Source organism: Allorhodopirellula solitaria, from assembly GCF_007859855.1.
Classification (GTDB): Bacteria; Planctomycetota; Planctomycetia; order Pirellulales; family Pirellulaceae; genus Rhodopirellula; species Rhodopirellula solitaria.
In genome coordinates this window covers 69182-81950 of the sequence record NZ_SJPK01000003.1, presented here as the reverse complement: position 1 = coordinate 81950, position 12769 = coordinate 69182, and the positions used below count along the sequence as shown (strand labels likewise).

The 12769-nt window shown below is 56.8% G+C and carries 11 protein-coding genes; 1 reads left to right on the top strand and 10 read right to left on the bottom strand.

Annotated features, from left to right (window positions below; genetic code table 11):
* Nucleotides 1-20: 20 nt before the first annotated feature.
* From CA85_RS06425 to CA85_RS06385, 8 genes are all read right to left on the bottom strand, one after another.
* The gene (locus CA85_RS06425; protein WP_222435413.1) at nt 21-1505 is read right to left on the bottom strand and encodes a right-handed parallel beta-helix repeat-containing protein; all 1485 of its coding nucleotides are present in this window, start codon (nt 1503-1505) and stop codon (nt 21-23) included.
* Between the two features lie 39 nt (nt 1506-1544).
* Complete coding sequence (locus tag CA85_RS06420; RefSeq protein WP_146390504.1) at nt 1545-1988, bottom strand: hypothetical protein; 444 nt, start codon at nt 1986-1988, stop codon at nt 1545-1547.
* Nucleotides 1989-2443: 455 nt separating this feature from the next.
* Nucleotides 2444-2602 (bottom strand): DUF1963 domain-containing protein, encoded by a 159-nt coding sequence (locus CA85_RS26085; protein WP_146390953.1) that lies wholly within the window; start codon nt 2600-2602, stop codon nt 2444-2446.
* Between the two features lie 221 nt (nt 2603-2823).
* On the bottom strand, nt 2824-3228 hold the full coding sequence (locus CA85_RS06405; RefSeq protein ID WP_146390503.1) for a hypothetical protein: 405 nt from the start codon (nt 3226-3228) through the stop codon (nt 2824-2826).
* Nucleotides 3229-3366: 138 nt separating this feature from the next.
* Complete coding sequence (locus CA85_RS06400) at nt 3367-4161, bottom strand: ATP-grasp domain-containing protein (RefSeq protein ID WP_146390502.1); 795 nt, start codon at nt 4159-4161, stop codon at nt 3367-3369.
* Nucleotides 4162-4305: 144 nt separating this feature from the next.
* A complete protein-coding gene (locus CA85_RS06395) occupies nt 4306-4851 on the bottom strand; it encodes a hypothetical protein (RefSeq protein WP_146390501.1) in 546 nt (181 codons plus the stop codon).
* 166 nt (nt 4852-5017) lie between these two features.
* Nucleotides 5018-5353 (bottom strand): hypothetical protein, encoded by a 336-nt coding sequence (locus CA85_RS06390; protein ID WP_146390500.1) that lies wholly within the window; start codon nt 5351-5353, stop codon nt 5018-5020.
* 165 nt (nt 5354-5518) lie between these two features.
* Complete coding sequence (locus CA85_RS06385) at nt 5519-5932, bottom strand: hypothetical protein (protein ID WP_186774787.1); 414 nt, start codon at nt 5930-5932, stop codon at nt 5519-5521.
* 281 nt (nt 5933-6213) lie between these two features.
* On the opposite strand from CA85_RS06385, the gene CA85_RS06380 reads away from it, so the two are divergent.
* Nucleotides 6214-7887: a tyrosine-type recombinase/integrase gene (locus CA85_RS06380; RefSeq protein ID WP_186774786.1), complete on the top strand. Its 1674-nt coding sequence runs from the start codon at nt 6214-6216 to the stop codon at nt 7885-7887.
* A gap of 206 nt (nt 7888-8093) precedes the next feature.
* Here CA85_RS06380 and CA85_RS06375 read toward each other — a convergent pair whose 3' ends face one another.
* Both CA85_RS06375 and CA85_RS06370 read right to left on the bottom strand, forming a co-directional pair.
* A complete protein-coding gene (locus tag CA85_RS06375; RefSeq protein WP_146390497.1) occupies nt 8094-9446 on the bottom strand; it encodes a DUF1552 domain-containing protein in 1353 nt (450 codons plus the stop codon).
* On the bottom strand, nt 9443-12460 hold the full coding sequence (locus CA85_RS06370) for a DUF1592 domain-containing protein (RefSeq protein WP_146390496.1): 3018 nt from the start codon (nt 12458-12460) through the stop codon (nt 9443-9445). Before CA85_RS06370 ends, CA85_RS06375 begins: the two co-directional genes overlap by 4 nt.
* Nucleotides 12461-12769 lie beyond the last annotated feature (309 nt).

Below are 12769 nucleotides of genomic sequence, written 5' to 3'. Positions count from 1 at the left end.
GGGTGGCGTTTTACTTCGCTTCAGTCGGAAGTTATCTCTGTGAAGCCTTCCGATAGCTGACGACCGTGTCCCAAGAGATTGTCGGAAATTTGGTTTCCCTGCCCGCCGCGGGCTCGAATGGATACCGATTGATCGGCTGCATCGTCGCGGTGGTCGATGAGGCAATCCGATACCCGACTGCGGGAAACGTCGTCTAGCAAAATTCCACAACTCCCACAGTCGACGATCGTGCAGTCAGTGACATTGAAACGATGGCTGTTTCGGATCACCAATGCTGCGCCCCCATCGCCATCTCCCCCTACGGCCCCATCGATGTGGTTTGCATTGATCGTGCAGCCATTGCACTGGTCAAATATGATCGCCTGCTTTGCCGCCGCACCATCACCATAGGAGTAACGCGGGTTGCGATCGAAGACGTTGTCAGACATCACGATGCTTCGCGAGTTGGCGACACGCACGTTTGCCGTATACCCCTTCCAGATGGTGTTTCCGGTAATCGTCACGCCGCGGGCGTTCTTGATGTCAACATTGTACTGGACATCAGACAGGATGTTATTAGCGATCGTGATATTGCCATGGCGGCGTTCGGGTGTGAATTCTCGCAATTTGGAATGGGCGTCGATGCGAATATTTGCCGAATCGGGAGCCCCGTGAGTGTGTTGGATCGTGCAGCCGACGATGGCCACCTCACCAATGGAACCTTCTTCAGAGACCAACAGCACATTGGCGGCTGGCTGAGATTCCTTGCCGCCCATGTTGCCTTCGATATCGCAGGTACCAATATGGACGTTCCGGACATCACCACCGCGAATCACCACGCCGCCTTGTTCATTGTAGCTGATATGACACCCGACAATGTTCGATTGATGTAGGTTGACGTTGTCGTAGAACACACCCGCCCCACGATTCTCGTACAGGTGACAGTCCGATAGCACGACGTTCCGGTTGCGATTGACGAGATGGATGCCATGCCATGCTTTCCGAACAACGACGCGAGTGATGGTCAATTGCATCGTGCCATCCGCTTCGATCCCACAAGCAAGATCGTGGGCACCGACAATCTCAATTCCGTCGATCATCGGGGTACGCTGGTTCTCCCAAACGTTGTCCTTGACGGTATGCGGCGCCGCTGTACCGCTATGGGTGCCGACCAGTCGGAACGCCGGGCCAGCGCCCTCCATGATGACCTGCGGCGTTCCATCTCCGACCAACGAGGTTGGCCCGACGAGATCGAGATCGACGACAATGGTCTTCGTGATGCGGTACTTTCCTTTGGGAAAACGGACTGAGCCGATCCGTGAGTCCACCGCTCTTTGAATTGCATCCGTCTCGTCAGCAACACCGTCGCCGATGGCACCAAAATCTCGAATCGTCTTCCTATCCGAGTTGACCTGTTGCCGGGCAGGCTGCTCAGCGTTCGCGATGTAACTGAAGTGAAGCAGCAGCATCATACCGGCCAATAAGAACACGCTCGCATCTCGTAGTGCGTCTCGTAGGTAGACCATAGGATATCTTTGTTCTTGGGTAGGAGCAGTGTGCAGATTTTACGACTCGAATTGAGTTGACATGATCACCCATTCAATACCATCACCGTCGCCGCCCACTTCCTCGTGGGTCGCGATATTGACGGCCAATGGAAGGCAATCGTGGCCGTCACCAAGCCATTTGGTATCGCGCAAGGTATTGCCAGCCGCGGTTAAGTCCTGTTGCAGACTTGGCCATTCATTCCCGCCAAAAAGCATTACGCCATTGTATGCCAAGAGCCCGCCGAGAAACTCGATGTCCTGAACTCCCACGTCATCGTATCGAACGCGAATCCACGAGCCATCGGTTTCGTGCTCGAAGTCGTCTTCGGTCTCGAAGTGGGACTGAGGCGGTGGGAAAGCGTCTCGCATTCGTTCACGGACTGCCGAGCGTGACATGCCAAAGTGAATCGCGAGCGCACCACGTTCAATTCCCCTCTGCGGCTTCAGTGTCCATTCAGTCATTGGTCTCGTCTGTCCAACGGAAGGTTTGTACGAAGCCGGTTCTGATCGAAGCGGTTAACGTCGCATACCAAACATTGTACCAACAGAACGGACGCTGCCAAAGATCGCAGGCGTTCGCGGGCTGGCACCAGCGGGAACGTGACCGAAGCGATTGACTTTGCCCACCGAGAGATTCTCCAACGACGACAGCCGTGACTTTGCGTAAAAACCATGTCATGTGCCTACCCAGCATCACTTTTGATGTCGCCGAAATCGCGGTCCGCAAGTTTCGCGGACTCGATGAACACCATTAGTTTGTCGCCGTCGTGCCAGCACCAATCGAATTCGTCGAAGGAGTGAGTGGTAAGAAATGAAATCCAGTCGCCCGCGGGAGTTGGGTCGTATGCAAGTGAAGTGAAAAGCGAATGCCCGTCAATGGTTGGCCAAGAGAATCCGAGAACATAACCCTCGTGGCCCTAGAAAACCTCGCCGTCCTCGTCAAACGCGTAGAAGAGGGAAAGCAGGCCAGAATCCGGAAGCGAATCGGGGCGATCTGTTATTTCGGAGAAGTCGATTTGACCGAGGAATCGGTATTCGCCAACGTCATGGGCCGGCCAAGCAAAGTCGGCGGGCAGGAAGGGGGGCCACCGAAACGGCTACCCGCGTCAGTGCCAGTTTCGTCCGCGAGGGTGATGTTCGCACAGGGTTTGGCGAGTGCAAGAATGTAGTCAGCGTGTTCAGAAACGGCTTTCAGTTTGGAATCGGTTTGCGTGAGTGTTTCGAGGTTCAACGTTGGCCAACCCAAAGATTCCGCAATGACGAAGTCGCGGCAGCGCGGCGAAACCATGTTGGGCGACTATGCGTCGGATCCCGGAAAGGACTCAAGGTAGATCTCCGAACTCGTGGGGACAAGCGATATCGCGTTTGCCGTCAGTTCGACATCTCGACCGTTGTAGTCAATCAATGCGACGGTAACCGGCCCACCGATATCCAGTGGGAAAGGGACGCAGTTGTCATATCGGTCGCTACGAACGGTGATGGATCCGCCCTGCAACTTGGTCGGAAGCTCAGTAAACGGTTCGCGAAATGCGCCGTGCCGAAGCACGACATCAAGGTCAAGCATGAAAACATCGCCCGCCTCGAAACCGGGGCTCGTTGGAGCACGATGTAGCAGTGCAGGCGAAAGGCGGAGCACGAGGTCACCGTCGCGCTGCCCGCAGTGCGTCACGATGGTGTCGTGAAGTTCGATTGCAGAAAGCATCTGTTGCCCCACGGAAGGTTTCGCGACGCCGCCCTAAACGAAGCGAACGACGCCTGAATTACGTGAAATTGTACCAAGGCCAGCCAGCGCAAAAACCATGTTATCGGACCCGGTGAATCGCCAAGACGGCTGGTCATCTCAGAGGGCTTCAGTGACGGCCCGCACGATATTGGTAGCATCACAGGCGTAGAGATCAGCGCCACCAAAGGGGTTGAGTTCGAGTAGTTGCAATTCGCCGTCACATTCGCAAACGTCAAGAATGTAGGCGTCAGCAGGTGCCGGAATAGCATTGGCAACCACCTGCGCGAAGGTCCAAGCCTCGCTCTGGGGTTGGTCCGGAGCAGCCGAACGCGTCGGAGCGTCGTAAGCGGAGCCAGCAACAACCGAATTACGAACAATGACGAATCGCCATTCTCGCCCTACTTTGCGAATCGGCGCGGCAATGATCGGCAGTGATTCGTCATCGAAGTAGAAACCGTGATCCAATGCTTTGAGCGTTACCACAGCCACGTCAAGTACGCGACCACTGAACGGTTTCAAGGGGCTGTTGGGGCGAACGAAAATGCGATCGGTGCAGCCGATTGCTGCGGCAACGTCAGCGGCAGACGCGACGAAGTCATTGGCGGGCATCAAACGCCAATCGGCGTGAAGCAACCAATCGCGAGCAGATTCGTACCACGCCGAGCAGCAGAACGAAGCGGTGTTGCAGAATGATCCCGGCGACCAGTCGAGCTCGTCGTGGATACGAGCGGCGTTACCAAGCGAGCCATGGAAAAACGTGTGAGTGCCGCCAAGATCGGGCGGTAGCCCATCGGACCACCAAGCGTCGCTCCAATCGACGAGACGATGCCCCGCATCACGGACAGCCGCGCGAAGAGGCGAGTGTGAATCGGGGAAAACGTCGGATTCAAGGACCCACGTTGCAGGAGTCATTTAAGCTAGGGTCCGCTAACGGAAGGTTTTTACGACACCGCCCTGAACGAAGCGAGCGAGTCTGAATTGCGAGAAATTGTACCAAGGCCAACGCCCGTTGCCAAAGAGCGAAGGTGTGCCGAAGGCCCATGCGTAAAAACCATGTTAGGTGACGCGGGGATTTTCGAGATAGTGATGCTCAACGTGTCCACTCTCAAGGTTCACGATATCAGAAGTTGGATTGACGTAGATTTGGTGGAGCATGTACCCAGCGGACGAGAACGCCCAGCGAAACCAATCGGCCCCACGATGGTTGTCGGGAAGAAAGTCGGCGATCGGGGAGGTGTAGAAAACGGGCGGCAAGTCGTTGATGGCGCAACCAATGCCCCCGTACAGTCGGTTGGGTAACGCCAAAATCTCGGCGTGAGTCAGATCGAATAGCGGCAAGACATCGGGGAGTGAGGAAGCAGCGCCAGATTCACGAACCAATCGCGAATACGTGTCCCAGTCGGATGGACGAATAGAGACCGGTTGGTAGTAGACGTCGATCCGGTGGGCGTCAACGAATGATTGCAGGTCACGGAACCCATCGAGAATCACGTAGTCGCGAACGGTTGCGTGCGTGACGTTGAGGGCAATGCGCGAGTTGTCAGCAAGTTCGAGTTCGCAGCCGGATGCAGCGTCGTGGATGGCAACGAGTTTGGATGGCACGGTCTGCCCCTGAGTAGACTAGCGTCACCTAACGGAAGGTTTTTACGACACCGCCCTGAACGAAGCGAACGATGTCTGAACTGCGGAAATTCTACCAAAGCTATCGCCCGTTGCCAAAGAGCGAAGGTGTGCCGAAGGCCTAGCGTAAAAACCATGTTGTACGCCGTTAGCGCAATCGCACGGTCTCATCTGGTTGAAGCTCGAAGGACAGTTCTGAACCGGGGCGATCCGGTACCCAGCCCGCATCGACAGCAGCGGCCATGATGGTACGGACAAGTGACGGCGTTATCGCGTCGTAGTGAAAGTCGGGCGGAGGCGGGCCGCCCATGTTGAGATAGCGGTCGCGGTGCGGGACAGTGACGACAATGCGTTGTCCATTGTCAACCGATTGCACAACCAAGAGTACGTATTCGGGCGAGGACAACGTGCGCGCAGAAACCGCCCAACGGTAGTCGATGCCGTCAACGTGGATTGGTGAACTGCGTTTGCGTGCGAGCGTCACAAGTCGAATACCTGAGGCGTACAACGGAAGGATTTTACGACACCGCCCTGAACGAAGCGAACGATGTCTGAACTACGAGAGATTGTACCAATGCCAGCGAGCGTGACCAACCAAGGAAGGTGTGCCGAAGGCCTAGCGTAAAAACCATGTTACACGACCGTTGCGCTACGTTGGGGTCTGCCATTCCGATTGATCCACAACAATCACGCTATCACGGAACGGCACGTAAGTTCGCGGGGCACGGAAATACGGTTTCATCACCAGCCAGAAGTCGCCAGTTAGCAGTTCGCTCGCGGCCTGTACAATGTCACGTCCAAGCGGCGGTACGCACGGGTAATTGTAGGAGTTTAAGGTGAGTCGTCCATCAGCGGAAAGCGAATAGTGCGCGATGTACCCGCGAGCGATGGCGGAGTTGCGAACACGATTGTCGGGAAGATTCGGTGGCGACGAATGCGGGTATGGTTCGCCCCATCCATGGTTGGTCGCGATGTCACCGGTGATGACGCGGTAAAGACGAAGCGGGCCGAAGTCAACATCGGGGTGATCGTTGTCGAGACGTTCGGATGCTTGGTCGGTCACGGTTACCTGAGGTCGTTTAACATGTTTATAGGCGACACCCTGTCGCAATAAACGCAAGGTGTCGGAAAGTGGGTTATTTTGGCGGTTTGGGTGGAGGGATGCAAGGATGTTTTTTTCTTTCCTCGAGTTTTCGAAGAATTTGCATGATTTTTTTCTTGATCGGTGAACACAGAGCGTTAGATTCGAAGTTGGTGTTTCAGCTTTCGAGCTGGGGGGGCGGCCTGGCGGATCTAGCTGTTGGGAGACTCGCGGCGGCTGGCTGTGTTGAGGGGAGCAATGCCATGGACCCGAATGAATTGTTCAATGAGGCGGCGAAGATCACTTCGCGAAACACTATCTCGGCGGCCTACGACGAGCACCGCTCTCATGTGGGCAAATCTGCCGAAGCCAGACGGCCGGACGAGGATTCTCGAGAGACATCAGGGTTGGTCACAGGGGATCAGCAGGAACGCATTGAGAAACCGGTTCGGGATCCGATTCACCGCTATCGCGACGCGACTGCGTATCGTGCTGCGATCGGACGCGACGCGCCTCGCGATCAAGTGATCGACACACGGGATTTTCGCAGTGAGATGGCTGCCATCGATTTGAGAACACAGCGTCCGTCTCAAAGAGAGTTCGTCAGACTGATGTACCGTGAGATGAAGATTCGGAATTTTAAAACGAAGACGATCAAAGCCTATATCGGCGCACTCAAATCGATTCTGCGTTGGTCGGGTCGACTCCCGCACGAAATGGATCGAGAGACAGTCAAGGAGTACCTGCTATACCTCGTGGAGACAGACCGCGGTTTTTCTCATGTGGGTGTTCATCTGTCGGGGATCCGGGATGCCTTCGATAAATTCTGCTTTCTCGATATCACGCTGGGGATCGAGACGCCCAAGCGAGACAAGAAGAAGCCAATTGTGTTGAGCAAGGACGAGGTCCGGCGGTTGATTGAGGCTGCCGTGACGCTGCGCGACAAACTGCTTTTGGGACTTATGTATGCGACAGGGATGCGGGTCAGCGAGGTCGTTCGAGTTCGCTGGCGCGATGTTGACTTGGATCGCAATGTCATTGCGATCGTGCAAGGCAAAGGCAACGTCGATCGCCAAGTCATGTTACCCGAGGCGTACCGCTCGCTATTTCGTTCGCTAAAAGAGGAGTGTGGTGGCGACTCGTATTTGTTCCCGAGCGAGTCTGCGACGAGGCAAACGTCCAACGCCGTACGGTATCTGAATCCTCGTACTGTCCAGCGAGTGATGAAGCGAGCGGTCGCTGTCGCCGAGATCGCCAAGCCTGCCACACCACACAGCTTGCGTCACTCTTTCGCCACCCACAGTTTTGAGGACGGTTGTGATATTCGCCGCATCCAGAAAGTGCTTGGTCATGTGAGGTTAGAAACGACGACCATCTATGTACACGTGGCAAAGCCTGCCGATCCGGCGCAGATGCCCAGTCCGTTGGACCGGATGGCAGGCAGCGTTCTTCCGTCAGAGAAGTCTCATGACGCGGTGGCTGACAAGCCGGGCGATACGACTCCCGAAGTAGAGCGGCTGAACGGTTTTGATACGTTGCCTCAGATTCATGTCAAACAATTCGAGGGCGAAGAGTCTGTGCGAGTGACGATTGAGATTAACCGCGTTGGACAGCGAGTGTTTTTGACAGGCACCCGTGCGACTGAGTCACGCCCCGGTTTCTGGACCTTGGCGATTCCACCATTGGAGGCGTGGCGAGAGGAGATCCAAATGCTTGACCCGGGGCAACGGCGGGCGATCGGCGAAGTGGAGTTTTACGAGTTCTTGCGAAAATCGATCGGCCAGCGACTTGCTCATGGTGGCGGTCGCGCGGAATCGTCCAGTCCAGCGCCGAAGCGAACTCGCTCAAAATCTCTCGAAGAATCGCTTTCTCGAACCGCGCGAGAGACCGGAGCGGATTACCGTGCCGCACACAGGCCTGGGGAACGGGTTGCATAGGATGGCCGCATCGCCCTGTAGTATCTGTCGCCCCGCTGGGGCTTTGGGATTCGTCTCCCGTCCAAATCCACGGGCTCCCGCCCGTGGCTACAACCTGTCGTCCCATTCGGGACTAACAAAATCGACATCCCTCGCGGTTGCAGAGCAGGCCATACGAACGCCAATACGGGTAGTCACGCCAAGCGATGGATCGTCGGGTGTCAGCTCTACAATCCGGCGAGCTGTTGCTCAGCATCCCCGAATCGGTCGAGCTTCACGCCCATGCGGTCCATGATCGAGAGGTACATGCTGCATAATTTGCGATCATCGTCGTCCTTGCCTATATAATCCAGCACGCGACCGGTTTCTAAGGTTCCCGACAAACCGCCCGTTAACAACACCGGCACCTTGCTCGAGTCGTGTGCGTTACCCGACCACATGCTCGAGATGAATAGCAGGCACGAATGATCCAGGACCGTGGAGTCGCCTTCGGGCATCGCATCGAGCTTGCTCGCCAGGTACGCGTACTGCGAACAGTAGTAGCGAGAGATCCGTTCATATTCGTCCGAGCGATCGTTGTGCGATGCCGAGTGATGCGTGTTGGTGACATCGAGGAATGGATAGAACAGCCCCGAGAGGTCACGGTTGAGCAGCAACGTTGCTACCCGCGACTTGTCGGTTTGGAAACCGATGGCGACGAGGTCGCACATCAATCGCATGTGTTCGCGGATGTCTTCGGGCAGCCCGTCATCGGGTCGTTTCATCTTCGCCATGTCCTGGCCGCGATCCTGGGCACGCGCGGCCGCCTTGGACTGCGCCGCGCGCATCGACGCGGCTCGCTTTTCGACTTCGCGGACGCTGCTCAGGTACTCGTCGATCTTTGTGCGGTCGGATCGACTGACCCGGCGGCTCAGCGACGCGGCGTCTTCTTGGACGCGGTCCAGGATGCTCTCCATCCGTCGGCTGCCGTGATTATCAAAGAGCGAATCAAAGGCGAGCGAGGGGTAGACTTCCATCGGCACGGGCGAGGTCGCATTCTGCCACGAGATGTGCGAACTGTAGGCCATCGAGAAATTCGTTTCGTGATACCCCGTGACCGGTTGCTCACAGCCCAACACGAGGCTGGGGGCAACCGTTTGATTGGCGAAGTGATTGGCGAGCACTTGATCCATGCTGATATCACCGCGCAGTTCCGAGCCCTTTTTGAGCGATGCGCCCGAGAGGATGTTTCCGGTTTGGCCGGGATGGATCCCGACATCGGTCGCGTTCTCATTGAACAAGCCGGTGATGAAATTCATCTTGTGCTTGATCGCTTCCATCGGCGCGAGACTTTTGCCGAGCTCCATATCGGTGCCACTGCCCTTGGCCCACCAATGGTCTTGGTTGATTCCACAGCCCATGAATACGGCGGCGAAGCGTTGCGGCGAGGCAAGCGTCTCCGCAGCGGCAGACTGCTCACCACCCCAGACGGGAATGGATTCGAGCCATGGTAGGGCCATCGCCACGCCTGTGCCGCGCAGCAACGTGCGGCGCGAAACGGCTCGGTTGAATCGATTCGATGACGAGCTTGCAGGTTTCATGGGATTGCTACCGTCTCTTGAAGAGGAATATGGACACGCTTGTTCAAAAACGCAGGGCTCGCCACGATCACGTCGATCATCGAGCTGAATCGATAGTCATTGTCGGCGAGATTTTGTTTCATGTCGGAAATGACGGATTCATCGGACAACTGCAGCGTTCGACCGAGTCCAAAGGCCAAGAGTTTGCGGCATAGATTGTCGACAAAGTCATCCTGCCGCGAGCTGCGAATGTAGTCGAGCACGCCGGCCAGGCCGTGGCCTTCACTGTCATCGGGGAAGACGGCTGAATCATCGATCGCTCGTCCACCTAAATCGGCATCGCGGAGTTCACCGATCGGGCCATAGCCTTCAAAGACCAACCCCATCGAGTCGATGCGATTGTGACAGCCCGCGCAGGCGACGTCCTGGCGGTGCCGCGCCAGCGTTTCGCGGAGCGTGAAATCGCCGAGCTTCGATTCGTCGCTGGGTAGGTCCGGCACCGTCGCAGGCGGGGCGGGCACCTTCTCGCCAAGCATTCGCTTGATCAACCAGTTGCCGCGTTGGACAGGACTGGTTCGTAACCCCGACGAGTTGTGCGTGAGGAAGACCGCCATCGGCAACAAACCACCTCGCCCGTGCTGAGCGGCATGGTCCCAGCGAACCCACTGGTCGTTGGTGTCGCCCAACCGGTCGGATTCGACGCCATAATGCTGTCCCAAGACAGGATTCACAAAGGTGTGATCCGCGTAGAGAAAATCCAGTACCGAGCCATCTCGCTCGATCAGATCGCGACAGAACCGGATTGGTTCGTCCGCCATGGCTTGCCGCAGTTCATCAGTGAAAACGGGGAACCGCTCGCGATCGACACCGTTGTGCTCAGTAAACCGGCGGAAGTCCAGCCAATTACCAGCGAACTCGGTGACGAAGCCGTCGGCCCGCTCGTCGGCGAGCAGTCGGCGCGACTGGGCCACCATCACGGCTGGCTCATGCAGGCGATTGTCGGCGGCTAGTTGCAAAAGCTCTTCATCGGGCATACTCGACCACAGGAAATAACTCAGGCGGCTGGCCAGAGAGTAGTCACTCAGTGGCTGGATCGCTGGCGACGTCGACGTCGCGTTTGTTGTGGAGGTGGATACGTCATTCAGACTGGCTGCGACATCGACGCGGTAACAGAAATGAGGTGACATCAACACCGCGACCACGCCGTCTCGAATCGCTTCCTCGTGGCTGAGTCCTTCGTCTTGACGCATGGACTCGTAGAACGATCGAATCGAATCCTTTTCAGCGTCGGTCAATGGGCGTCGATAGGCACGTGCGGCAAAATCGACGAGCGCGTCGAAGTGGCGAGGTTGTGACTCGATCGTGATCTTTTCCAGACGCCGAAATGTCTTGGACATGTCTTGGAAGTAAAAGCGAATCGCTCGGAGGGCTTGGTCACTGGCTCCGACCCGCTCAGCCTTTTCGCAATACGCATCCGCCAACCCGGCCACCTTCTCAGCCGACGTGCAATCTTTATCCTCGGCGCGGTACCGATCGAACACACGATCTCGCATGAACCGGGAGTCGGTGCGATCGAACCAAATAAACCCAGAGTACTGGCGCATCGGAGCCGACGTCACAAAATCCAGCTCCAACCACAAGCGATCGAGTTCCTCTCGGGCGGCCTTATCGAGCATCAAGTCGTAGAGCGGTGCGTCGTCGCGAAAGTATCCCATCTGGCTGTGGAATCCAGCACTCAGATATCGCCCCTTGAGCTTCTTTTCCTTTTTCTGGTCGAGGTACACGCGGGCGCGTTCGGAAACGTAGAACTGGTCCGGGAAAATATCGCAGAACTCAGTCAACGATTCGCGGTAAGCCGCCGTGTCGGTATTCTCGGTCACCTCCATGAACTGGGCCGCTCGACTCCCCGCTTCCAGCCCAAAGTCGTCTTGGGGAAGGTCGTCTTCGACATAGCGTCGTCGATTGGCGACGAACTGGCGGTTCTTCCAAAGCACGAGAGACTGCGACCCGTTGTTCATCTGCGGCGAGGTCAGGTTGGGGACATGGGGAACCAACGATTCACGCAGTCCGGCGACGAACGCAGCCATCCTTTGGCATCCGGCCTCGGCGGCGGCCCTGTTCTGCGGCGTCGCGGCATCAGGTAGCTCACTCAGCAAGATCCGCAGCGCCGCGATCGGCCCAACGGTTTCTCTGTCGTCGGTGTGTTCGGTGTCGTCACTGAGCACCTCCCACAGTGTTTGACAGTACCGCTCACTGATACCCTCTTCGCTGGCGAGTTGCGCGAGCGTCGCACCCGCTCTGCCGAGACTTTCACGGTGTTGATACCGCCATAGCACGGTAAAGTAGTCCGCGTAATCGGTTCGCTGGCGTCGATAGAAATCGATGATCCGGTTCACACAGAACTTGTCGCGGTCGGTGAAGGTCATCACCGGGTGAGGAGCGAACTCAAACCCACTCGGTGTTAATGCCAAATGCTCCGACACCATCCGCGCCGCAGCAAGATATTTCTTGAGCAGGGCAGGGGACATGGCTAGCGATTCACCCGAGTTGTCAAAGCCAGCTTCGTTGGCAGGGTCGACTGGGAACGAAGCGGCCGGTTGAATGTCCTCGCCGATGAGATCGCGAATCGTGTAGTTGTACTCGTTGCTGCTGAGCCGGTGCGGTAGCACCACACCGGGATCACCTTGGGTGCGCTTCGCTTCGGCGACCTTGACCTGTTCGATCCAGGCGATCACGGCAGCCCGTTCGGACTCCGTCGGCTGATGATCGGCATCCTCGGGCGGCATTTCGCCCGCCTCGAGACGATCCAGAACGCTCGCCCAACGCCGAAAGTTCTTCACCACCGCCGGCACGTCACTATCGGAATCTAAATCCAGACCACCTTCGGTGACGTCCTCGTTGTGGCATTCGAGACAATTCGACAGCAGGAACGGTCGCACCGTTTCGTCGAATGTCGACTGCAGCGATTCGGCTTGAACAGACCGACCGGCAACCAGCACGAGCAACAACGGGAGGGTCAAACGGATCGCAAGCATCAGGTAGCCCGAAACTGCAGGGTAGGGGGAGGATGGTCTGCCGATCGTGTCGGCGGCGGGGCCCCTATTCTACGCGAAAAGGTATTGCGAAACTACCGAGAATTTTGAATTGGGGTTCTCCGGAACTAACGCGAGGTTGGAACCACGGAAGACACCAATCACACGAAAGGTCGGTGTCAGTTCAGCGATTCCCGGCGGCGTTAAAAACACCGTGTTTTGCGGGGTCGGCATTTGCTAGCACTTCGCCATGATTTCGATGGGACGTGGGCTGCCGAAATTTCGCGGATTTCCTATCATGGGAACTCCAAA

What these genes read in the sequence shown, in the direction of transcription:
- CA85_RS06405 (WP_146390503.1), bottom strand. Translation starts at nt 3,228, where the DNA reads ATGCTTTCTGCAATCGAACTTCACGACACCATCGTGACGCACTGCGGG.
- CA85_RS06420 (WP_146390504.1), bottom strand. Translation starts at nt 1,988, where the DNA reads ATGACTGAATGGACACTGAAGCCGCAGAGGGGAATTGAACGTGGTGCG.
- CA85_RS06425 (WP_222435413.1), bottom strand. Translation starts at nt 1,505, where the DNA reads ATGGTCTACCTACGAGACGCACTACGAGATGCGAGCGTGTTCTTATTG.
- CA85_RS06400 (WP_146390502.1), bottom strand. Translation starts at nt 4,161, where the DNA reads ATGACTCCTGCAACGTGGGTCCTTGAATCCGACGTTTTCCCCGATTCA.
- CA85_RS06375 (WP_146390497.1), bottom strand. Translation starts at nt 9,446, where the DNA reads ATGAAACCTGCAAGCTCGTCATCGAATCGATTCAACCGAGCCGTTTCG.
- CA85_RS06370 (WP_146390496.1), bottom strand. Translation starts at nt 12,460, where the DNA reads ATGCTTGCGATCCGTTTGACCCTCCCGTTGTTGCTCGTGCTGGTTGCC.
- CA85_RS06380 (WP_186774786.1), top strand. Translation starts at nt 6,214, where the DNA reads ATGGACCCGAATGAATTGTTCAATGAGGCGGCGAAGATCACTTCGCGA.